The organism is Actinospica sp., from assembly GCF_035552695.1.
Lineage (GTDB): Bacteria > Actinomycetota > Actinomycetes > Streptomycetales > Catenulisporaceae > Actinospica.
Genome location: NZ_DASZKT010000117.1, coordinates 1 through 22,130 on the forward strand (window position 1 = coordinate 1; position 22,130 = coordinate 22,130).

22 protein-coding genes are annotated in these 22,130 nt (G+C 71.1%); 14 read left to right on the plus strand and 8 right to left on the minus strand.

Features of this window, described 5'->3' with window-relative positions; translation table 11 throughout:
• Positions 1-43 precede the first annotated feature (43 nt).
• Positions 44-961, minus strand: coding sequence for a DUF4232 domain-containing protein (locus VG296_RS14915; RefSeq protein ID WP_325566309.1), 918 nt, complete (start codon positions 959-961; stop codon positions 44-46).
• Positions 958-1,431 (minus strand): RNA polymerase sigma factor, encoded by a 474-nt coding sequence (locus VG296_RS14920; RefSeq protein ID WP_349259564.1) that lies wholly within the window; start codon positions 1,429-1,431, stop codon positions 958-960. The genes VG296_RS14915 and VG296_RS14920 overlap by 4 nt, the downstream gene beginning before the upstream one ends.
• 302 nt (positions 1,432-1,733) lie before the next feature.
• On the opposite strand from VG296_RS14920, the gene VG296_RS14925 reads away from it, so the two are divergent.
• Positions 1,734-3,890, plus strand: a complete 2,157-nt coding sequence (locus tag VG296_RS14925; RefSeq protein ID WP_325566311.1) for a prolyl oligopeptidase family serine peptidase — start codon at positions 1,734-1,736, stop codon at positions 3,888-3,890.
• 32 nt (positions 3,891-3,922) lie between these two features.
• Here VG296_RS14925 and VG296_RS14930 read toward each other — a convergent pair whose 3' ends face one another.
• Positions 3,923-4,672 (minus strand): bifunctional DNA primase/polymerase, encoded by a 750-nt coding sequence (locus VG296_RS14930; RefSeq protein WP_325566312.1) that lies wholly within the window; start codon positions 4,670-4,672, stop codon positions 3,923-3,925.
• A 188-nt stretch (positions 4,673-4,860) separates the two neighbouring features.
• Here VG296_RS14930 and mshB point away from each other — a divergent pair, with 188 nt between their 5' ends.
• Positions 4,861-5,757 (plus strand): N-acetyl-1-D-myo-inositol-2-amino-2-deoxy-alpha-D-glucopyranoside deacetylase, encoded by an 897-nt coding sequence (gene mshB / locus VG296_RS14935; protein WP_325566313.1) that lies wholly within the window; start codon positions 4,861-4,863, stop codon positions 5,755-5,757.
• Positions 5,758-5,774: 17 nt separating this feature from the next.
• On the plus strand, positions 5,775-6,278 hold the full coding sequence (locus VG296_RS14940) for a hypothetical protein (RefSeq protein WP_325566314.1): 504 nt from the start codon (positions 5,775-5,777) through the stop codon (positions 6,276-6,278).
• 21 nt (positions 6,279-6,299) lie between these two features.
• Here VG296_RS14940 and VG296_RS14945 read toward each other — a convergent pair whose 3' ends face one another.
• Positions 6,300-6,878: a GNAT family N-acetyltransferase gene (locus VG296_RS14945; protein WP_325566315.1), complete on the minus strand. Its 579-nt coding sequence runs from the start codon at positions 6,876-6,878 to the stop codon at positions 6,300-6,302.
• 233 nt (positions 6,879-7,111) lie between these two features.
• Between VG296_RS14945 and VG296_RS14950 the strand changes: the two genes are divergently transcribed.
• The 7 genes from VG296_RS14950 (at position 7,112) to VG296_RS14980 (ending at position 15,900) form a co-directional block, all read left to right on the plus strand.
• Complete coding sequence (locus tag VG296_RS14950) at positions 7,112-10,240, plus strand: VanW family protein (protein ID WP_325566316.1); 3,129 nt, start codon at positions 7,112-7,114, stop codon at positions 10,238-10,240.
• A gap of 182 nt (positions 10,241-10,422) precedes the next feature.
• Complete coding sequence (locus tag VG296_RS14955) at positions 10,423-11,385, plus strand: ABC transporter ATP-binding protein (protein ID WP_325566317.1); 963 nt, start codon at positions 10,423-10,425, stop codon at positions 11,383-11,385.
• Between the two features lie 40 nt (positions 11,386-11,425).
• Positions 11,426-12,157 (plus strand): ABC transporter permease, encoded by a 732-nt coding sequence (locus VG296_RS14960; protein ID WP_325566318.1) that lies wholly within the window; start codon positions 11,426-11,428, stop codon positions 12,155-12,157.
• A gap of 13 nt (positions 12,158-12,170) precedes the next feature.
• A complete protein-coding gene (locus tag VG296_RS14965) occupies positions 12,171-13,379 on the plus strand; it encodes a sensor histidine kinase (RefSeq protein ID WP_325566319.1) in 1,209 nt (402 codons plus the stop codon).
• The gene (locus VG296_RS14970) at positions 13,376-13,996 is read left to right on the plus strand and encodes a response regulator transcription factor (protein ID WP_325566320.1); all 621 of its coding nucleotides are present in this window, start codon (positions 13,376-13,378) and stop codon (positions 13,994-13,996) included. The genes VG296_RS14965 and VG296_RS14970 overlap by 4 nt, the downstream gene beginning before the upstream one ends.
• Before the next feature lie 48 nt (positions 13,997-14,044).
• Positions 14,045-15,022 (plus strand): ATP-binding cassette domain-containing protein, encoded by a 978-nt coding sequence (locus tag VG296_RS14975; protein ID WP_325566321.1) that lies wholly within the window; start codon positions 14,045-14,047, stop codon positions 15,020-15,022.
• A 62-nt stretch (positions 15,023-15,084) separates the two neighbouring features.
• Entirely contained in the window at positions 15,085-15,900 is an 816-nt protein-coding gene (locus tag VG296_RS14980; protein WP_349259565.1) for an ABC transporter permease, read from the plus strand.
• A gap of 25 nt (positions 15,901-15,925) precedes the next feature.
• On the opposite strand, the gene greA is transcribed toward VG296_RS14980, so the two are convergent.
• Entirely contained in the window at positions 15,926-16,423 is a 498-nt protein-coding gene (greA, locus tag VG296_RS14985) for a transcription elongation factor GreA (protein WP_325566323.1), read from the minus strand.
• Between the two features lie 178 nt (positions 16,424-16,601).
• Entirely contained in the window at positions 16,602-17,072 is a 471-nt protein-coding gene (locus VG296_RS14990) for a DUF4307 domain-containing protein (RefSeq protein ID WP_325566324.1), read from the minus strand.
• Positions 17,073-17,238: 166 nt separating this feature from the next.
• Here VG296_RS14990 and mca point away from each other — a divergent pair, with 166 nt between their 5' ends.
• The 4 genes from mca to VG296_RS15010 all read left to right on the plus strand — a co-directional run bounded on the left by mca (position 17,239) and on the right by VG296_RS15010 (position 20,997).
• Entirely contained in the window at positions 17,239-18,114 is an 876-nt protein-coding gene (mca, locus tag VG296_RS14995) for a mycothiol conjugate amidase Mca (protein WP_325566325.1), read from the plus strand.
• Between the two features lie 69 nt (positions 18,115-18,183).
• A complete protein-coding gene (rfbB, locus tag VG296_RS15000) occupies positions 18,184-19,179 on the plus strand; it encodes a dTDP-glucose 4,6-dehydratase (RefSeq protein ID WP_325566326.1) in 996 nt (331 codons plus the stop codon).
• Positions 19,176-20,063, plus strand: coding sequence for a dTDP-4-dehydrorhamnose reductase (gene rfbD / locus VG296_RS15005; RefSeq protein WP_325566327.1), 888 nt, complete (start codon positions 19,176-19,178; stop codon positions 20,061-20,063). Before rfbB ends, rfbD begins: the two co-directional genes overlap by 4 nt.
• 16 nt (positions 20,064-20,079) lie before the next feature.
• Positions 20,080-20,997 carry a glycosyltransferase family A protein gene (locus VG296_RS15010; RefSeq protein WP_325566328.1) on the plus strand — a complete coding sequence of 306 codons (918 nt, stop codon included), beginning with the start codon at positions 20,080-20,082 and terminating at the stop codon, positions 20,995-20,997.
• On the opposite strand, the gene VG296_RS15015 is transcribed toward VG296_RS15010, so the two are convergent.
• Positions 20,905-21,363, minus strand: coding sequence for a DUF2304 domain-containing protein (locus tag VG296_RS15015; RefSeq protein WP_325566329.1), 459 nt, complete (start codon positions 21,361-21,363; stop codon positions 20,905-20,907). The two genes, VG296_RS15010 and VG296_RS15015, sit on opposite strands and share 93 nt — an antisense overlap.
• Before the next feature lie 6 nt (positions 21,364-21,369).
• Positions 21,370-22,026: a glycosyltransferase family 2 protein gene (locus tag VG296_RS15020; protein ID WP_325566330.1), complete on the minus strand. Its 657-nt coding sequence runs from the start codon at positions 22,024-22,026 to the stop codon at positions 21,370-21,372.
• Between the last annotated feature and the right edge of the window lie 104 nt (positions 22,027-22,130).

Sequence of the window (22,130 nt, forward strand, 5' to 3'; positions counted from 1 at the left end):
GGGGCCGACGCCGTTACGTTCTGATGCTCAGCTGTCCTGCTACTCAGCTGCCGTTCGAGCCCAGCACCAGCGGCGTGGTGTCCAGCACGCCGTTCCCGCAGACGGTGATCGGGCCGCCGTTGATCGTCTGGGTGATCTGCTGCTCGTTGTTCGGCGGTATCACCGCGAGCGAGTACGAGGCCATCCCGCAGCCCGTGCTCGAGGTAGCGCCGCCGGTCGCGGCCGTGAACGTGGCCGTGGTCGAGATCGAGTCGTTCGGGGGTACCGTCAGGTGCTTCACGGCGGACTTGTCTAGCCGGGTGACCGTCGTGCTCTGCAGCTGTCCGGACTGCGTCTCGAGCTGCAGGCCCGGGTAGCCGTACGTGGTGCAGTCGTGGCCCGAGGTGTTCGTCAGCACGATGATCAGCTGGTCGGCGGTGCTGCCCGAACTGCCGGGTGCAGTGCTCACCGACAGCGTGAACATGTCGCTGGCGCACTGCGGGACGCTCGAACTGGGCGACGCGGTGGCTGAGGTCGCCGAAACCGGCGTGTTCGTGCCGGTCGCCGTCGCCGACGGCGTGGGCGTCGCGATCGGCGTGGGCACGGCCGACGGGGACTGGGAGGTGACCGTGGCGCTCGGCGAGCTCGTGCCCGACTGCGCCTCGCCGATCGCGGTGCCGCCCGACGGGCTGCCGGTGTTGAGCGCGACGGTGGTCCCGGCCGTGCCCGCCATGACGACGAACGCGGCGGCCGCGGCTCCGGCCCAGACCTTGCGGGCCCGGCGACGACGCCCGGCCACCAGCACCCGCTCGAACGCGTACGGCGGAGTGGGCATGGCCGGCATCGGGCCGAGCCGCTCGCGGAGCATCGCGTCGAAGTCCGGATCGGCGGTGCCCCAGGTCATCGAGTTGGGGTCGTCGAACAGGTTGTGCTCGGTGTTCTCTTCATCATCCCGGTCTCGGGGGTCGAAGGGCGCAGTCATCGCGTCCCCTCCAATGCCTTGCGCAACACTGCCCTCGCCTGGAACAGGTCGCTCTTGACGGTTCCGGTCGGTCGGTTGGTCAACCGCGCGATATCTCCGATCGGGAAACCTGCGTAGTAGTAGAGCAGCACCGGGATGCGCAGCCGCTCGGGCAGCTGCTCCACCAGGCCGCGCAGCTCCGGGTCGCCGGACCCGTGCTCGGCGGGCCGCTCGTGCTGCAGCACGCGCATGCCGTCGCGCTCGCGCTTGGTCTTGCGCCAGTGGTCGCGCACCAGGTTCGCCGCGATGACGTACAGGTAGCCGACCGGGTCGTCCACCTTGCGCAGCCGGCCGAGCAGCCGGGTGAAGGCCTCCATGGCTATCTCGCTGGCCGTGTTGTCGTCGTCCAGCAGGCGACGGCACCAGCCCGCGAGCCGACCGTAGTGCGCCGCGAACAGCTCGGCGGCCACCGCGTCGTCGGACAGCCGCATCTTGCTGCCCGGCGTCAGTTCGTCGGCAAGCACGGGCCAGCTTCCGCTGGTCTCTTCCACACCCACCCCACACAAGACAGTGCTCACTTACCCCGCACCTCCCGTCCGAGATGCAGGAGTCAGTCTGCCCTGATCTCCCTGCGGGTGCCCACTCGCGCACTTCACGATGTCTAAGACGTCCGGTTCGCGTATCGGTTGTCACGAATTCGCAACGGCGCGGTGAGCCGTGCGTGACCTGTCCGGCGCTGTCGCGGCCCGGACCCGTCTGCGCGCCGACGGAGGCTCGAGGTGAGAATAGGCGCATGACCGACGCAGAGCAGCTCACCTTCCCCAGGCAGCACGCGCGCACCCAGCGCCTCACCCTGGGCACCCCGCGCGCCTTCACCCCGGCGCCGGACGGAAGCCGGATCGCACTGCTGCGCACCAGGACCGGCTCCGACTCGGCGACCTGCCTGTGGACGGCGGACCCGGTCACCGGCGCGCTGACCCTGATAGCCGATCCGGTGGAGCTGCTCGCGGGCAGCGGCGCGGAGGAGCTGACCGAGGCCGAGAAGGCGCGGCGCGAGCGCTCCCGGCAGGGCGCGGCCGGAATCGTGGACTATTCGGCCGACGACGCGGTGGCCGGGGCGGCCTTCGCGCTCTCCGGCCGGCTCTTCGCGGCGGACCTAGCCGAGGGCGGGGTGCGCGAGCTGCCCGCGCAGGGGCCCGTGGTCGATCCGCGGATCGATCCGAGCGGGCGGCGGGTGGCGTACCTGTCCGGCGGCTCGCTGCGGCTGATCGGCGTGGACGGCACCGGGGACCGCGCGCTGGCCGAGCCGGACGGGCCCGAGCCGGGGAACGTCGCGTACGGCGCCGCCGACTTCATCGCCGCCGAGGAGTTCCACCGCTACCGCGGCCACTGGTGGTCCCCGGACGGCGGCTCGCTGCTCGTCGCCCGGGTGGACGAATCTCCGGTGCCGGTCCTCTACATCTCCGACCCGGCCAACCCGGAAAGCGCCCCGCGCGCCGTGCGCTACCCGGCGGCGGGCGCGCCGAACGCGATCGTCGAGCTCTACCTGATCGGCCTCGACGGCTCGCGGCGCAAGGTCGAGTGGGACCGCGCCGGGTACGAGTACGTCGCCGGCGTGAGCTGGAACGGGCACGGCCCGGCGCTGGTCGCGGTGCTGAACCGGGATCAGCGGACCGGCCTGGTGCTCGCGGTCGCGGCGGACGGCTCGACCTCGGTCGCGGCCGAGGAGCACGACCCGGTGTGGGTGGAGTTCTTCCCGGGCGCCCCGGTCTGGGCGCCGCCGAGCGGGCAGGGCGGCCCGGCGCGGCTCGCCCGGATCGCCCCGCGCGGCGAGTCATACCGGCTGCTGCTGGACGAGCAGGCCGTCACGCCCGAGGGCGTGCAGGTGCGCACGCTGCTCGCGGCCGGGCCCGAGTACGGCTTCGTCACCGCGTCGATGGACGACCCGACCCGGGTGCACGTGCTGCGGGTGGCCTGGGCGGACGGCGCGATGAAGCGGCTCAACGCCTACTCCGGGGTCAGCTCGGCCGCGATCGGCGGGAACCTGGCCGTGGTCACCACCGCTCGGCTGGAGGAGCCGAACAGCAGGAGCGCGGTGGCCGAGGTCCTCGGCGAGCAGCCCAAGCGGCTGGCGATGATCGAGTCGGTGGCCGAGCGGCCGGTGCTGACGACGCGTCCGATCGAGCTGGCGCTCGGCGAGCGCGAGTTGCGTGCCGTGCTGCTGCTCCCGGCGAACCACAAGGCGGGCACGAAGCTGCCGGTGCTGCTCGACCCGTACGCAGGCCCGGGCGCGCAGCGCGTGCTCGGCTATCAGAACATTCACCTGACCTCGCAGTGGCTGGCCGACCAGGGCTTCGCGGTGCTGGTCGTGGACGGCCGCGGCACGCCGGGGCGCGGGCCGGTCTGGGAGCGCTCCATCCGCGACGACTTCGCCGGGGCCACCCTCGACGACCAGATCGACGCCCTCCACGCGGCCGCCGAGCAGTATCCCGACCTCGACCTCGGCCGGGTGGCCATCCGCGGCTGGTCCTACGGCGGCTATCTCGCCGCGCTCGCCGTGCTCAAGCGTCCTGACGTCTTCCACGCGGCCGTGGTCGGCGCGCCGGTGACCGACTGGCGGCTGTACGACACCGCGTACACCGAGCTCTACCTCGGCCACCCCGGCGAGCAACCGGAGGTCTACAACGCGAACTCGCTCTTCCCGGAGGCCGGCGAAGGCGCGTGGCAGTGGGCCGAGCCGCACCGTCCGATGCTGCTGATCCACGGCCTCGCGGACGACAACGTCGTGATGGCGCACACGCTGCGTCTCTCGTCGGCGCTCCTCGCCGCGGGTCGCGCGCACCAGGTGCTGCCGCTCTCCGGCGTCACCCATATGACCCCGCAGGAGGTCGTCGCCGAGAACATGCTGAACCTGCAGATGAAGTTCCTGAAGGACGCGCTCGGGCTCTGACTCCGAGACTCCGACCGTCCTCCAGCGTCTGCTCAGGCCGACTTCGCGTGCACCGTGCGCCACAGGCTCGGATAGGTCGAGCGGACCGCCCGGTCGAAGACCTCGATGACGGCGGCGATCGGCGGCAGCGTGTGGCCCTGCACCGGGGGCACGGCCCAGACCACTCCGGCCCGTCCGCTGAAGCCGGGCGTGGGCAGCGGCACGTAGCTGCGTCCCGTCGTGCTGCCGCCCAGCACCGTCAGGTCGAGGCCGGCCCGCTGCCAGCATTCGAAGTCCGCCTCGGCGTCCTCCGCGTCCTCCGGTCCGACGCCGAGGTCCACCAGGAAGCTGATCCGGCCGTGTCCGTCCACGGCCGGACCCGCCGCGGCCGAACGCTTGGAGAGCAGTTCCAGCGCGGCGACGCCGATCAGCGCGGGGGCCTGCACCGCGCCGAGACGCGATGCGCCGGGCACCGGACGGCCGAGTACGGCCAGCACCGGCGCGTCCGAGCACATCCGCCAGACCACCCGCACGAGCGTGGGCGTGGCGCAGGCCGCGAGCCGCCAGGCGCCGGGCACCGGGTGCGCGCCGTACTCCGCGCACTCCTGCTCGCCGCAGCCGCAGGCCTCGTCCTCCACCGCGAACCCGGGAGTGAGCGGCCAGCCGAGCCGCTCCGCGTAGCCGATCGCCGCCTGCGCCGCCGGCCCCGGGGTATCCGACGGGTGGTGAACCGCCGTCTCTCCCCATCCGTTCGCCGCCGCGCGCACGATGCGTCCGTTCGCACCTCGCTGGGTGTCCGTCATCACCGGTGTGTGTCCTCTCCCCGAACGTGGATTAGCGGGCCCTGTCCGCGCGGCCAAGCGTCGCGTGGGGTGGTGGAGCCGATCCCGCCACTACGCAGTGAAACGATCCGGACACGGTTCGGCGAGGGCCCGCGACCGGACTTCTAGCGGACAGGTCCGGTCACCCGGGTACGGGTTAACCTGACGGGGTGACCAGTGACCCGGCAGCCGCCCCGCTTCCCGCCGAGAGCGGAGGCATCCTGTTCGTCCACGCGCATCCGGACGACGAGTCCATCAACAATGGCGCGACGATGGCCGAATACGCCGCGCGCGGCACCCGCGTCACCCTCGTCACCTGCACGCGCGGCGAACTCGGCGAGATCATCCCGCCGCGCTACGCGCACCTCGCCGCCGACCGCCAGGACCGGCTCGGCGAGCACCGGGAGACCGAGCTCGCCGCCGCGATGCGGGAACTCGGCGTCGACGATCACCGCTTCCTCGGCGCGCCGGGCGAGTACCGCGACTCCGGGATGATGGGCACCGAGGGCAACGACGCGCCCGAATCCTTCTGGCAGGCCGACGTGGAGAAGGCGGCCGACCGGCTCGCATCGGTCATCCGCGAGGCGCGGCCGCGGATCCTGGTGACCTACAACGAGATCGGCGGCTACGGCCACCCGGACCACATCCAGGCGCACCGCGTCGCGCTGCGCGCCGTGGACCTGCTTGAGGGCTCCGAGCACGCCGTGGACCGCGTCTACTACAACCTGATGCCGCGTTCGGTGATGAGCGACGTACTCGAGTCACTGCGGACAGGCGGCGACGCGACCGGCTTCGTCGTCCCCGCCTCCGTGGACGACGTCGCCGTCATGCTGGAGGACGACGCGATGATCTCAGTCGCCGTGCATGCCGAGGAATTCGCGCAGGCCAAGGCCGCCGCGATGCGCGCGCACGTCACCCAGATCACCGTCGAAGAACCCTTCTACGCGCTGTCCGACAACGTCGGCATGGCGGTGCTCGGCACGGAGTACTACCGCCAGGCGCGCGGCGAGCTGCCGGAACCGGGCGCGCCGGTGCGCACGGACCTGTTCGCCGGGTTGGCGGGGTAGCAGCGAGAATGGCCGCCGTGACCACGCCGTCCGATACAACGCCGTCCGACGCGACCCCCGTCGCCGTCCCGTCCGCGCTGGACCACCTCGCCCGGATCCTGCTGGCGGTGCTGCTGTTCGCCGCCGGCCTCGCCGTCGGCACCGTCGGCGCCTTCCTGCACCGCGCGGAACTCGGCACCGGCTCGCTGCAGTGGCCGGACGGCCTCGCCCTCAGCCTCGGCGGCCTGGTGGGCCTGCTGCTCGGCGTCGGCGACCTGCTCCCCGTGCTCCCGACGCCGCGCCGCACCCTGCCCGCCCGGCTGCCCGGCATGGGCCTGGCCGCCGCCGGCTGGGTGATCGCCGTGATCTGGCTCAGCTACATCGGCCCGCCGTTCAGCTTCGCGGACAAGGGCGACGTGATCCTCGCCAACGACTGGATCTCGATGTCGTTCCTGATCGTCGGCATGGCGCTGGCCACGTTCTTCCTGTACCGCGCCTGGATCGCCGCCCTCGACGCCAAGCTCGCCAAGGTCCGCGGCTGAGGCGGATGAGGCGCTGCGCGGTCAACCCACCGTCTTGCCCACGATCCACGCGTGCTTGCCGACCTGCCGTACGCGCGCGAATCCGTGGTCCTCGAAAAGTTCCACCGACGCGCTGAACAGGAAGCGGCCGGGGGCGTCGCGGCCGGCGGTGACCTCGGAGACGGCTTCGACGAGACCGCCGCCGGCCTGGGCGATCTGAGCGAGGGCGCCTACCAGGGCGGCGCGGGCGATGCCTTGGCCGCGGTGCTTCTTGTCGACGTAGAAGCAGGTGATCCGCCAGTCCGGTCGGGGCGGCGCGTCCTTTTCGTACTCGCGGCGGTGCTTGATCGAGGGCAACTCCTCGGGGCTGCCGTACTGGCACCAGCCCTGGGCGGCGCCGGTTTCGTCGAAGACGAGCGCGGCGTGGGCACGGTCGGTGCGGACGCGGTCCTCCTTCGCGGCGCGGTGGCTGACGGCCGTCTGCTTGCGCTCCGGGTGGAAGCCGATGCACCAGCAGCCGCCGAAGACCCCGTTGTCGCGCTCGACGAGTTCGGCGAACGCGTCCCACGTCGTGGCATCGAGCGGAAGCACCGTATAGGGCGTATGGGACGTCTTGCTCATGGCCGCATGCTAGGACCGATTCCGGACGATCCGCATCCGCTTCCTCGGAGACTCTCCGCCCGGAGTTCTCGTCAGAGGCCTCACCCGACAGGGTGAATTCCCCGGGAAGCTTCCTGCGTACGCACGGGACTACCGGGTGTAGTGGGGGAAAGCGCCACGGGGCCTTCGCCGGTCACAGTATGGTGATCGGCGAAATACTGTCCGTCAGCGGAGCGGAAGGCCGGACCGGCGCAGTGACCGACGCATCCCCAGAACCCACCGAGCCCGCGCCCACCGACCTGCTCGAGTTTCCGCCGTTGCCGCAGCAGTCCGGGCGGCGCGGCGAGGCGGAGCCGGGTCACGGGCATCCAGGGCCGACGCATCAGGGCCCTGACGCCGGCGGCGCGCTGCCGCCGGCCGGCCCCGGCGCGCCGGAGCAGGGCCCGATCCGGGTGGTGCCGGAGGCCGAGGCGACCGCGCGGCTGCGCATCATGCTGCCGACGCACATGCCGACGCCGTCCACCGCGCTGCGCCCGCAGGCCGTGTGGGAGGACACGCACGCGGCGGAGGAACCGGCCGTCGCCTTCCTGCAGGTCGCCGCGTCCCCGGCCTCGCCGAGCACGCTGCCCTCGCAGCTGGCCGCGATGACCACGGCCACCATGGTCATCCCGCTGCCGCCCTCGGTGCGCCCCGGCTCCGGCCTGCTCACCACGACGCTGCCGCCGGACCAGGCCGCGCAGGCCAACGCCGCGGAGATCGGCGACGCGTTCCGGGACACGATCGAGGAGATCTTCGGCGTCGACCTGGAGACCGTGGACCCGACCGAGCTCGGCCTGCCGCCGCGCTCGGACGCGCTCGGACGGCCCCCCGTCGTCGAGCCCGGATACGGCGAGCCGGACTACGCGCAGGACGGCTTCGACGCGGAGGTCTCGGGCGGCTACCCGCTGCCGGCCGAGCCGGAATCCGGCTACCGCGCCGAGGAGCTGGCCGCGCAGGCCTTCCCGCCGATGCCGCTGCCGCTGCCGCGCCCGGTTCCCGCCGAGGTCTTCGGCGGCACGTACGGCGTGCCGACCGCGCGGGCCCCGTTCGGCGGCATGCTGGAACCGGCCGACCCCTTCGGCTACCAGCGCGTCGTCGCCGATCCGAGCCGGCACGCGCTCGCGCTGCGCTACCTCGGCGGCATCTTCCACGACTCCACCGGCGAATCCTCGTTCCTGGATCCGGAGGAGATCGACCAGGGCTGGATCCCCTCGGCATTCGGCACCGTCCCGCCGGACGCCCCGACCGAGCAGATCGCGCGCATCCCGGCGGAACCCGTACCCGGACACGGCTTCTCGGCCTCCGCGCCGACCATCGTGCAGCAGGCCGTCACGGCCACGACCGTGCTGCCCGTGCAGCAATCCGTCGAGCCCGCGCACGGTCGCGCGGGCTCCCGCCGCGGCACCCGGCCCGCCCGTCAGCCGAGCCCGCCCAGCCAGCACACTGACACCGCCGAGCAGCCCAAGGCCGGACACGGCAAGCGGGGCAAGACGCTGACGATCGCAGGGCTCATCGTCGCCGCGATCGCGCTGCTCTACGGCATCGCGCTGCTGGCCGCGGGCGGCGTGCTGGACGGGAAGATCCCGGCCGGCGTCAGCGTGGACGGCGTGAACATCGGCGGCCTGAGCCAGGACGACGCGCGCAGCGCGATCTCGACGCAGCTCGGACCGCTGTCCACCCGTCCGATCCAACTGCTGGTCGGTCAGACGCCGGTCATCCTCGATCCGACGAAGTCCGGGCTGTCCCTCGACGTCGTGCAGACGGTCGCCTCCGCCGAATCCGAGCGCACCGACCCGTTCTCCGTCATTCCGGCGCTGTTCGGCGTGCACCACCAGGTCGATCCGGTGACCGAGGTGGACCCGTCCGCGCTCACCGCGGCGCTCAACACGATCGCCACCGCCTATGACAGTCCGCTCGTCGAGGGGAAGATCACCTTCGTCAACGGGCAGCCGATGGTCACCGCGCCCAAGGAGGGCCGCGGATTCGACGTCGGGGCGGCCGCCAACGCGGTGAAGTCCGGCTACCTGCGGCTCAGCGGGCCGATCGCGCTCCCGGTCAACGCGCTGACCCCGAGGGCCACGCCGGACGCCCTGCAGAGCGCGCTCGAGCAGATCGCGCGTCCGGCCGTGAGCGCGCCGATCACCATCGTCACCGGCAAGGTCAGCACGACCCTGACGCCGACTCAGATCGGCGACGCGCTCACCATCGCGCCGAACCAGAACGGCCAGATGGTGCCGACCCTGGACGGAAACATGCTGCGCGGCGACTTGAATCCGGCCGCGCTCGCCGCCGAACAGCAGGGCACCAACGCTTCGTTCACCGTGATCAACGGCCAGCCGCAGCTGATCGCCGAGAAGGACGGCCTCGGCTACTCGCCGCAGTCCCTCGCCTCGGCCGTCGCGGGCGTGCTGACCAACGCGTCCCCGCGCACGGTGACCGTGTCGCAGGGCCCGCTGCCGCCGTCGTTCACCACCGCGGACGCGCAGGCTCTCGGCGTGCAGGCGGTGCTCGGCAGCGCGACGATCGCGATCCCGCAGGCGACCGACCGCGCCGCGGACACGCAGCGTGGCACGTCGTTGGTCATGGGCTCGGTCGTGCAGCCGGCCGCGGTCTGGTCCTTCAACAAGGTCGTCGGCGCGCCGACCACGGCCAACGGCTTCGCGGAGACCGGCAGCGAGTCGAGCAGCACGTCAGTCGAGGGCGTCGACGAGTCCGGTGCCGACGACCTGGTGGCCACCGCCGTGTTCGACGCCGCCTTCCGTGCCGGCATGGGCGACACGCTGCACCACCCGAACGCCGCCTACTTCAGCCGCTACCCGGTCGGCCTCGACGCCGCGGTCGTCTACCCGGGCACCGATCTGCAGTGGACGAACAGCGGCAGCCACCCGGTCTACGTCTACGCCACGTACGCCAACAACTCGCTGACCGTCGCGCTGCTCGGACAGGCGGCATACGACCAGGTCAGCGTGTCGGTCTCGAACCAGCAGAGCGTCGTGACGCCGAGTTCGAGCCCGCATTACGGCTGCCCGGCGGAGCCCGCGTCGAACGGCTTCCAGGTGACCGTCACCCGGGTCCTGACGCGCGGCGGCGCCCAGGTCGGCACCGAGCAGTTCCACGTCACCTACGAGCCCTTCGCCGGAACCGCCTGCGGTTCCTCGACGCAGAGCTCGAACTCCGGTTCCGGTACGCCGGCCCAGTCCGGTTCCACCGGAGCCACCGCGTCGCCGACCTCCGGCTCCTCGCACTCGGGCGGCGGAAGTTCCAGCGGCGGCGACACGCCGACCCCCTCGACCTCCTCGGCGTCCCCGACCAACACCGGCGTGCTCGGCGGGCTGCTGCACTAGGTCGCGGCCGCGACCGTCTCCCGACCGCCGTATGACAGCCGCCGTATGACACTTGTCATGCCGGCGTCACGACTACGCACACTGACGCCGAGCGGGTGGTTCCCGGTTACATTCTCTTAGCGTTCCCGGGCCCCGGGTAAGGGCTCAGCGGGGGGACGCACATCGAGTGACTGGGGATGAGTATGAGCAACGAGAGGCTCGTGGGGGGCCCGGGCGTACCGGCCGTCTCCTTCGAGCAGGTCTCCAAGCACTACGGCTCCGTCCAGGCAGTGCGTGAGTTGAGCCTGCAGCTGCCGCAGGGCCGGGCGATCGCCTTCCTGGGGCCGAACGGGGCGGGCAAGTCCACCTCCATGGAGATCCTGCTGGGGCTCAAGCACGCCTCGAGCGGGCGGGTGGAGGTGTTCGGCAAGACGCCGCGGCAGGCCATGATGGCCGGGCACGTGGGCGCGATGCTGCAGTCCGGGGGACTGCCCGCCGATGTGACGGTGCGTGAGCTGCTGCGGCTGATGACTAAGCTGCACCCGAAGCCGCTGCCGGTGGACGAGGTGCTCTCCCGCGCCAACGTCGCCGACCTGGCCGACCGGCGCGCCGGGAAGCTGTCCGGCGGGCAGACCCAGCGGGTCCGCTTCGCCGTCGCGATCGCCGGGGACAGCGACCTGATCGTGCTGGACGAGCCGACCACCGGCATGGACGTGGAGAACCGGCAGATCTTCTGGAACGCCATGAAGGGCGAGGCGGAGCGCGGCAAGACCGTGCTGTTCGCCACGCACTACCTGGAGGAGGCGGACCAGATCGCCGACCAGGTGGTCGTCATCAACAAGGGCCGGCTGCTGGCCAACGGCTCCGTCGCCGACATCAAGGCGATGGCCGGCTTCCAGCGGATCGCCTTCCGGCTGCCCGGGGTCACCCGCGAGCAGCTGCTCGACCTGCCGCACGTGGTCTCGCTCGAGGTGCTGCACGAGCACGTGCAGATCCAGACCTCGGACTCGGACAAGACCTTCTACGCCCTGCTCGACCAGGGCCTGCGCCCGATGGAGATCGAGATCAGCGCGCTGGGCCTGGAGCAGGCCTTCGTCGCGATCACCGAGCGGGACAACGGGGACGCTGGCGCAGTTGAGGGATCACAGTCGGAGGATGTGCGATGACCGGCATGTACCGCAGCGGACAGGACAGGGAGGACTCACGATGACCGGCGTGATCACACTCGGACGCCTGGAGATCCGCAGGGCTCTGCGGAACCGACGGGTGATGTTCTTCACCATCCTCTACCCGGCGATGCTCTTCCTGCTCAGCGCGAGCAGCGTCAAGGGCAAGAACGTGCCCGGCACGAACATCCCGTACGTGGACTACTTCCTGGTGGCCTACGCCTCCTTCGGCGTGATCGCGGCGTCGATGAACAACAACGCGATGCGCATCGCGCAGGAGCGCAAGGAGGGCTGGATCCGGCAGTTGCGGCTGACCGCCCTGCCCAGCTACGGCTACGTGGTCAGCAAGATCGCCGCCTCGCTGCTCGTGGTCATCCCGGCGATCGTGATCACCTTCGCGCTCGGCACCACGCAGGGCGTGAAGCTGAGCGCGGGCGAGTGGGTCTCCTCCTTCCTGGTGATCTGGCTCGGCTCGCTGGCCTTCACCGCGCTGGGCATCGCGATCGGCTACGGCATCCCGCAGGACGCGGTGCAGCCGGTCACGCTGATCATCTACGTCGGCGGCTCCTTCCTCGGCGGCCAGTTCTTCAACGTCTCCGGCGCGCTGGAGACCGTCGGCAAGGTGCTGCCCACGTACTGGGTGCGGGAGATCGCCACCGAGGTGATCTCGAAGCAGCCGGTGAGCTGGGGCGGCGTGGCGATCCTGGCCGGCTGGGTGGTCGCCTGCGGACTGCTGGCCGCGTTCATGTACCAGAAGCGCGCCGAGGACTGAGCAGGACGCGCGCGTGATTCCGCACGACACCGGCGACGACATCCCGCCCGACTCCGACCGGAGCCGGGCGGGATGGATGTTCTCCGTCATCTGGCTGGTCTACCTGGCCGATCCGATCTCCCGCCTCTTCGACCACTCGCGGCCGCACACCGCCACGACGGTCGCCGTCACGCTCCTGCTGGCCGTCGTCTTCGCCGCCGCGTACATCGGCGTGAACGTCCTGATGCGCCGGGAGGCGGGCCTGCTGGCGATGGACGCGGCCGGCGACCCGCGCAAGTTCGTCCTGGTCGGCGTGCTCGCGGTGATCGCGGCGGTGCTGCCGCCGACGGTCGACCCGGAGTGGGTGGTGCTGTGGATCTATGTGGCGAGCGCGTGCGGCGTGGCGCTGCCGCTGGGCAAGCCGCCGTCTCCGGCGCTCCGCGGCGGACTCGCCGCGACGATCGCGATGGGCGCCGAGGCCTCGTCGCTGGACGTGAACACCGGCGAGTGGCTGCTCCTGCTGCTGCCCTGCCTGTTCTCCTGCTTCGGCGTGATCGCGATCCGCGGTATGCGGGATCTGATCCGGCAGTTGCGGGAGGCCCGCGCGGAGGTGGCGCGGCTCGCGGCCACCGAGGAACGGCTGCGGATGGCGCGTGACCTGCACGACCTGGCCGGGCACTCGCTGGCCACGATCACGCTCAAGGCGGAGTTGGCGCGCAAGCTGCTGCGCGTGGACGTGGACCGCAGCGAGCAGCAGATCCTCGACCTCGAACACGTCTCCCGCGAGGCGCTCGCGGACATACGCGAGGCGGTCTCCGGCTATCGGCGCGCGACGCTCGCGGTGGAGGCGTCCTCGGCGCGCACGGCGTTGCACGCGGCCGGAATCAGGCCGGACCTCGATCCGTCGTTGCCCGCGCGTTCCGGCACGCTCGATCCCGACGCGGAATCGGTGCTGGCCTGGTGCCTGCGCGAAGCGGTGACGAACGTGGTGCGGCACTCCGGCGCGCACAGTTGCCGTATCCGGCTGATCGATGCCCGCGTCGACGGCGAGCCCTCGCTGACCCTGGAAGTCCTCGACGACGGCCCGATCACGCCGGATACGGCGACGACCGCGGGCAACGGCCTCAACGGACTGCGCGAACGGCTGCGCGCGATCGCCCCGGACGCCGCGCTGACCGCCGTGCCCGTGCACCCCCGCGGATATCGCCTCACCGCGACCGTGCCGATTAGGCTCGACGCGTGACCAGACTGCTGCTCGCCGAGGACCAGGCGATGATCCGCGAGGCCCTGGCGACCTTGCTGGATCTCGAGCCGGATCTCGAGGTCGTGGCGGCGGTCGGCCGCGGCGACGAGGTGCTCGACGCGCTGGCCGCGGCGAAGGCGGCGGGCAACGAGGTGGACGTGGCGCTGCTCGACATCGAGATGCCCGGCATGGACGGCATCTGCGCGGCCGAGCGGGCGCACGCGGCGTACCCCGGGCTGCGCATCGTCATCCTGACCACCTTCGGCCGGCCCGGCTTCCTGCGCCGCGCGATGGAGGCCGGGGCCAGCGCGTTCCTCGTCAAGGACGCCCCGGCGGCGCAGCTGGCCGACGCGATCCGCCGCGTGGTCGCGGGGGAGCGGGTGATCGACCCCGACCTGGCCGCCGCCGCCCTCGCCGATGGAGTCAACCCGCTGACGTCCCGCGAGCGCGACGTGCTGGCGGCCTCGGCGGGCGGCGCGAGCAACGCGGAGATCGCCGCCAAGCTCTTCCTGTCCGAGGGCACGGTGCGCAACTACCTCTCCGCGTGCATCCAGAAAACCGGCACCCGCAACCGCACCGAAGCGCTTACTCTGGCCCGTACGAAAGGTTGGCTCTGACGGCCTATCCGGGCCGCGCCGATAAGCCGATTGGGGGAACATCGGAACATGGCGGCGATTGAGGCCGAAGGCCTGGTCAAGACGTATGGCTCGGGCGAGAAGATGGTCCGCGCGCTGGACGGGGTGGACCTCGCGGTGCCCGAGGGCACGGTGCTCGGCCTGCTCGGGCCGAACGGGGCGGGCAAGACCACGACCGTCCGCGTGCTGACCACGCTGCTCACCCCGGACTCCGGCCGGGCCAGCGTGCTCGGCCTCGACGTGCTGCGCGAGCCGCAGAAGGTGCGCGAGCGGATCGGCCTGTCCGGCCAGTACGCGGCCGTGGACGAGAACCTGACCGGCCGGGAGAACCTGGTCATGGTCGGCAGGCTCTATCACGTGGGCAAGAAGGAGGCGCAGCGGCGGGCCGAGCAGCTGCTCGAGCAGTTCTCGCTCACCGACGCGGCCGACCGTCCCACGAAGACGTACTCGGGCGGCATGCGCCGCCGCCTCGACCTCGCGGCGGCACTGGTCGTGCGCCCGCCGGTGATGTTCCTGGACGAGCCGACCACGGGCCTCGACCCGCGCACCAGAATCGCCATGTGGGACGTGATCGCCGACCTCGTCGCGGGCGGCGCCACCCTGCTGCTCACGACGCAGTACCTGGAGGAGGCCGACCGGCTGGCCGACTCGATCGTCGTCGTCGACCACGGCCGGGTGATCGCCCGCGGCACCGCCGACGAGCTGAAGAGCCAGGTCGGCGGCGAGCGGCTGCAACTCGTCGTGCACGACCGCGAGCGGCTGGCCGACGCGGCGCGGATCCTCACCCGCCTGGCACTCGCCGCGCCGGCCGTCGACGAGCGCGCGCGGGAACTGATCGCACCGATCGAGGGCGGCGCGAAACTCCTGGTCGAGACGGTCCGCGAACTGGACAACGCGGGCATCGCCGTGGACGACCTCGCGCTGCGCCGCCCCACGCTCGACGACGTGTTCCTCAGCCTGACCGGCAAGGCGGCCGAGCCGACCGCGAACGAGGAGGCCGACCAGTGAGCAGCGAAGCCGCGGTCTCTCCCGCGCCCCCGTCGCCGGCGCCCGCTCCCGGCGCCGGCCACATGCCGGGCCTGGCCGGTGCGTTCTACGACGGCTGGGTCGTGACCGTGCGCAACCTGCGCAGGATGACCCGGATCCCGGAGATGGTGGTCTTCGCCACCATCCAGCCGATCATGTTCGTGCTGCTGTTCGCCTTCGTCTTCGGCGGCGCGATCCCGGTCGGGGGCGGCGGCACCCACGCCTACCGCGAGTATCTGTTGCCTGGGATCTTCACCCAGACGCTCGCCTTCACCACCGGCACCACCGCCGTCGGCCTCGCGGACGACCTGCACAAGGGCCTCGTCGACCGCTTCCGTTCGCTGCCGATGGCCAGATCCGCCGTGCTGCTCGGCCGCACCGTCGCCGACTGGATCCAGAACCTCTTCGTGCTGCTGATCATGGCCCTGTGCGGGGTGGCCGTCGGCTGGCGCATCCACGGCGGCTTCTGGAAGGCGGTCGCCGCGTTCCTGCTGGTGATGCTCTTCGCCTACGCGATGAGCTGGATCGGCGCCGTCATCGGCCTGTCCGTGAGCACCCCGGAGACGGCGAACACGGCCGGCTTCATCTGGCTTTTCCCGGTCACCTTCGTCTCGAACGCCTTCGTCCCCACCTCGTCGCTCCCGGGCTGGCTGCAGCCGATCGCCGAATGGAACCCGATCTCGTCGACCGTGCTCGGCCTGCGCGAGCTCTTCGGCAACCCCACCGGCTACGCCTCCGGCAAGATCCCGGACGTGCTCCCGATGCAGTACCCCGGCTGGGTCTCCCTCTGCTGGTCCGTGCTGATCCTGCTGCTGTTCGTGCCGCTCGCCGTACGCAAGTACCGCTCCGTCAGCACCTGACGGAGCGGTACGGGGCAGCGGGGCTTCAGCCGGCGTAGGGCTTGGCGGACAGGAGCTTGACCGAGATCGACTTGCCGTTCGGCAGCTCGTAGCTGGCGGTCTCGCCGACCTTGTGGCCGCTGATGGCCGCGCCGAGCGGGGACTGCGGCGAGTAGACCTCGAGGTCGGTCGCGGAGGCCTCACGCGAACCGAGCAGGAACTCGAGGGTGTCGCCCTCGTCGCCGTCGAAGGCGATCTTGACGACCATGCCGGGGCCGGCGGTGCCGGCGGCCGTCGGCGGGGTGCCGACCTGGGCCTTCTCCAGCATCTGGGCCAGCTGCAGGGCCCGGGCGTGCATCTTGCCCTGCTCCTCCTTGGCGGCGTGGTAGCCGCCGTTCTCGCGCAGGTCGCCCTCTTCGCGCGCGGCCTCGATCTTCCGGGCGATCTCGACCTTGAACGGACCCTGGAGATAGTCCAGCTCGGCCTTAAGCCGGTTATACGCTTCCTGGGTAAGCCAGGTGACGTTTTCACTGGTCTGGGTCACGATGCTCCTCGTAGGGTCGGGTGGTGCTTCCAGCGCGGCGGGCCCCGTACAGTCCGGTACCCGCCGAAACCACGAGGCTAGCAAGCTTCGCCGACATTTTCCTAGAAGAGGTGATCGGGCCGCCGGGCCACCGTCCGGCCATCGCGGGGCCAAGGTCGGGCCACGGCCGGCCGAACGGTCAGGAAACGACCGTGCAGCTCGACACCTCGGCGGTGTTCGGCGTTCCGGTCGTATTCACCGTGTAGACCATGTCCTCCTCGGCGCGGCCGGCCGGGACCGTCACGTTGGCCGAGCCGATGACCGCGCCGCGCACGTCCTGCGCCTCCAGGACACACGAGACGCGCTGGTCGGCGGACTTGTTGACCTGGAAGGTCACGTTGATCGACGTGCCGTTGACCGTGTACGAGATGACCTCGGCCTGGATCTGCGGGTTCGCCTCGTTCCACGCGATATAGCCCGCGACGCCGCAGAGCAGCGCGAAGCCGAACACGCCGAGCGTGATCTTGCGGGTCCTGGACATCCCGCGCTTGATCCCGTAGCGCTCGGCGAAGCCGGGGTCGCTGTAGCTCAGCGATCCGGGGGCGGTCTCCGCCGCGCCCGCGCTGGTGGAGTCCGGCTGTCCGTGCATTCCGGCGATGTCGTCGTTCACGTTCCGCCCCTTGGTTGTACCGGGAAGTTTCTGCGGCCTGTCCGTGCTCTTCTTGAGGGCAGCGGTGGGGAGGGTGGGTCGTTGTTTCGCGATTCACCCCGGCCGTCCGCCACTATAGAGACTCCGTCCGTGGGAGTAACGGCCAGGTACGAGGGAGCAGGGACCGGTGGAGGACAAGCTGCGGCTCATGGCGGTGCACGCCCACCCGGACGACGAGTCGTCCAAGGGGGCCGCGACCATGGCCAAATACGTCGCCGAGGGTGTCGAGGTGCTGGTGGTCACCTGTACGGGCGGTGAGCGGGGAGACGTGCTCAACCCGCGGTTGAAGGGCGACGCGGAGATCGAGCGCAACATCCACGAGGTGCGCAGGGCCGAGATGGAACGGGCCAGGCAGATCCTGGGCGTCCAGCAGGCCTGGCTCGGCTTCGTCGACTCCGGCCTGCCGGAGGGCGACCCGCTGCCGCCGCTGCCGGAGGGCTGCTTCGCGCTGGAGAAGGCCGAGACGGCCGCGGAGCCGCTGGTGCGGCTGATGCGCGAGTTCCGCCCGCACGTCGTCACCACGTATGACGAGAACGGCGGCTATCCGCACCCGGACCACATCCAGTGCCACCGCATCAGCGTCGAGGCGTTCGACGCGGCGGGCGACCCGGACCGCTACCCGGAGGCGGGCGAGCCCTGGCAGCCGCTGAAGCTGTACTACAACCAGACTTTCACCAAGGCCCGCATCCTGGCCCTGCACGAGGCGATGCTGGAGCGCACCGGCAGCTCGCCGTACGAGGGCTGGATCCAGCGCTTCAGCAGCGAGGAGGGCGAGCAGCGGCCGGAGCGCGAGACCACCACGCACGTGCCGTGCGGCGAGTACTTCGAGCTGCGCGACCAGGCCCTGCTCGCGCACGCGACGCAGGTGGACCCGGACGGGCCGTGGTTCTCCGTGCCGATGGACATCCAGCGCGAGGTCTGGCCCACCGAGGACTTCGAACTCGCCCGCAGCCTGGTCGACACGACGATTCCGGAGGACGATCTGTTCGCCGGCGTCCGCTGATGCCGAGCTGATGCGGACCTGAAACCGATGGTGGCGACTCGGTCAGATCGAGCGGCTACGATGTCCGGCATGAAGATCCTGGTCACCGGCGGAGCCGGATTCATCGGTTCCGAGTACGTCCGCGCGCTTCTGACCGAACGTCTGCCCGGCTCGGCCGGCGCGGGCGACGTCGTGACCGTGTACGACAAGCTCACGTACTCGGGGAACCCGGCCAACCTCGACCCGGTGCGCTCGCACCCCGGATTCTCCTTCGTGCAGGGCGACATCAACGACGCCGAACTGCTCGACGAGGTGCTGCCGGGCCATGACGCGATCGTGCACTTCGCCGCGGAATCGCATGTGGACCGCTCGATCCTGGGCGCCTCCGACTTCGTGACCACGAACGTGCTCGGCACCCAGACGCTGCTGGACGCGGCGCGCCGGCACAGGATCGGGCGCTTCGTGCACGTGTCGACGGACGAGGTCTACGGCTCGATCGACGAGGGCTCGTGGACCGAGGAATGGCCGATCAACCCGAACTCGCCGTACTCGGCGGCGAAGGCGGGCTCCGACCTGCTGGTGATCGCCGCGCACCGGACGCATCACATGGACACCGTGGTCACCCGCTGCTCGAACAACTACGGGTACTACCACTTCCCGGAGAAGGTCATCCCGCGGTTCATCACGAACCTGATGGACGGCAAGCACGTGCCGCTCTTCGGCGACGGCGGCAACGTCCGCGACTGGCTGCACGTCTCCGACCACGTGCACGGCATCCACCTGGCGCTGACCAGGGGTCGTGCCGGCGAGGTCTACAACATCGGCGGCGGCACCGAGGTCACCAACAAGGAGCTGACCGAGCTGCTGCTGAACGCGACCGGCCGCGACTGGTCGTACGTGGACTACGTCGAGGACCGCAAGGGGCACGACCGCCGCTACTCGCTGGACATCACGAAGATCCTGAACGAGCTGGGCTACGTCCCGCAGGTCTCCTTCGAGGAGGGACTCGCCGCCACCGTGCAGTGGTACCAGGAGAACCGCGCCTGGTGGGAGCCGCTGAAGGCGAAGGCCGAGGCCGAGCTGTGAGCGATCGCGCACCGAGCGAGGCGCGCTGGCTGGTCGTCGGCGCCGGGGGCATGCTTGGCCGGGACGTGACCGCGCTGCTGGCGGCCGAGGGCGTCGAGCACGTGGCGCTGACCCGCGCCGCGCTGGACCTGACGGACCCGGCCGCGGTCAAGGCCGCGGTGGCCGGGTACGAGGTCGTGGCCAACGCGGCGGCGTGGACCGACGTGGACGGCGCCGAGACGCACGAGGACGAGGCGAGCGCGATCAACGGCGCGGCGGTGCGCAATCTCGCGGCCGCCTGCGCGGATTCCGGCGCGCGGCTGCTGCAGCCGTCCACCGACTACGTCTTCCCCGGCGACGCCACCGAGCCGATCGCCGAGGACGCGCCGACCTCGCCGCTGAACGCCTACGGTCGCAGCAAGCTGATCGGCGAGCAGGCGGTGCGCGAACTGCTGCCGGAGAGCGGTTACGTGGTGCGTACCGCGTGGCTCTACGGAAAGCACGGCAAGAACTTCGTCGCCACGATCCTGAACGCGGCGACCCAGCGCGAGTTCCTGGACGTCGTGGACGACCAGCAGGGACAGCCGACCTCCACCGTCGCGCTGGCCCGGCAGCTGCTGGCGCTCGGCCGGGCGGCGCACGCCGGAAAGGCCCCGTCAGGGGTCTACCACGGCACCTGCGCGCGGCAGACGACCTGGTTCGGCCTGGCTCGTGCCGCCTTCGAGATCACCGGCCTGGACCCGGAGCGGGTGCGGCCGACCACCAGCGACAAGTTCGTCCGGCCGGCGCCGCGCCCGGCGTACAGCGTGCTCGGCCACGAGCGCTGGGCCGCGGCCGGGCTCGCGCCGATGCCGAACTGGCGCGACGCGCTGCGCGAATACCTGACCGGTGCGACAGAGGCCTGAGAAAGGTCGCGGAACCATGGCCGAATCCACGCCGAGCATCGACGTGATGATGCCGTACTACGGCGACGTCCCGCTGATGCAGGCGGCCGTGCGCAGCGTGCTCGCGCAGACCGACCCGGACTGGCACCTGACCGTCGTGGACGACGGCACGGCGGCCGGGGTGCCGGAGTGGTTCGAGCAGCTCGCCGAGTCACGGGTGACCTACCTGCGCAACGAGCGGAACCTCGGCATCTCGGCCAACTTCCAGAAGTGCCTGGAGCTGGCCAAGCGCGACCGCGTGGTCATCATGGGCTGCGACGACCTGCTGCTGCCGAACTACATCGCGACCGTGCGCGCCCTCGCGGTCGCGCACCCGAGCGTCGGCCTGGTGCAGCCCGGCGTCCGCGTCATCGACGAGACCGGCCAACCGACCTCGAGCCTGGTCGACTCGATCAAGCGCCGGCGTTACGCGCCCAAGGAGCTGCTGCACGGCGGCGGCCCGGTCGTGCTCGAGGGCGAGGCGCTGGCGCTGAGCCTGCTGCGCGGAAACTGGCTCTACTTCCCGTCCCTGTGCTGGCGCACGGACGCGATCCAGGCCACGACCGGCTTTCCGCCGGATCTGCGCGTCGTACAGGACCTCGCCGTGATCCTGCAACTGGTGGAGAGCGGCGAGTCGCTGGTCGCGGACGGCGTGGAGGCCTTCGAATACCGCAGGCACGCGGAGAGCGAGTCCTCGCGCGCCGCGGTGGACGGTTCCCGCTTCGACGAGTCGCGGCGCTTCTTCACCGAGACGGCGCGCCGGATGGACGAGATCGGCTGGCATCGGGCCGCGCTGGTCTCCCGGCGGCACCGATCCACCCGGCTACACGCCCTGACCCTCGCCCCGACCGCGCTGCGCCAGGGCGACGCCGCGGCCTTCCGCCGACTCGTCCGCTACGCCGCCTCCACCCGCTGAGTCCTGCCCGGCGGGCCGGGCCTCGGGGTTCGCGGGCTCCGGCGGGATCGCGTCCCGGATCGCCATGGCCCGGGCCAGCCGGGTCAGCCGCTTCTCGGTGTCCTTGAAGCGCAGGTAGGTGTTCAGCGCGAAGAAGCCGAAGACGACGGTCAGTATGTAGAGCAGCAGGTCCGTGCCGCGGCCGACGCCGACCCGGTTGGCCAGCCAGGTCATCACGCCGGGTCGGAGCACCGCGAGCACCCCGAACACGCAGAACAGCAGGAAGCCTATGCGCTTGAACGCCTGCAGCCGCGCGGTCTGCGACCGCCGCAGGAACAGCACGAACAGCAGCGCCGCGGCCAGGATCAACAGGGCCTGGATCAACACGGCCGATCAGCCTCTCCGGCGTAGGGCGAGGTCGAACATGATGTTCACCCCGTTCAGCAGGGACTGCCCCTTGGACATCGAGTACTCGGTGTACTTGATGGTGACCGGCACCTCGCGCACCCGGAAGCTCGAGCGGGCCAGGAAGTCCACCAGTTCCGAGGCGTGCGCCATACCGGCCTGGCTGATGTCCACCTTCTCCGCCACCGCGCGGTTGAAGGCGCGCAGCCCGTTGTGCGTGTCCGTCAGGCCGAGGCGACGCGAGCTCCCGCTGAGCGTGGCGATGGTCTTGAGCACCAGCTTCTTCAGCAGCGGCACCTCGTGCGCCGACTCCAGGAAGCGCGAGCCGAGCGTGACGTCGGCCTCCTTGGTGCGCAGCACGGCGATCATCGCCTCGACGTCCTCGACCTGGTGCTGGCCGTCCGCGTCGAAGGTGACGAAGTACTCGGCTCCCGGCCGCGCGAGCGCGTAGCTCAGGCCGGTCTGCAGCGCCGCGCCCTGGCCCAGGTTGATCGGGTGGCGCAGCAGGTGCGCGCCGGTGCCCAGGATGCGCGCGGCCGAGCCGTCCCGGCTGCCGTCGTCGACGCAGACCACGTTCGGGAAAGTCCGCAGCACGTGCGCGAGCACGTCGGCGATCACCGTCTCCTCGTTGAAGACGGGAATCACCAGCCAAACGTCCTGAAAATCCTGCACCCGTCAACCCTGCGATCAGAAAGGTGCGCGCCGCCCGTACCGAGGGGCGGAACACGATTGCGCCGATCCTAACAGGC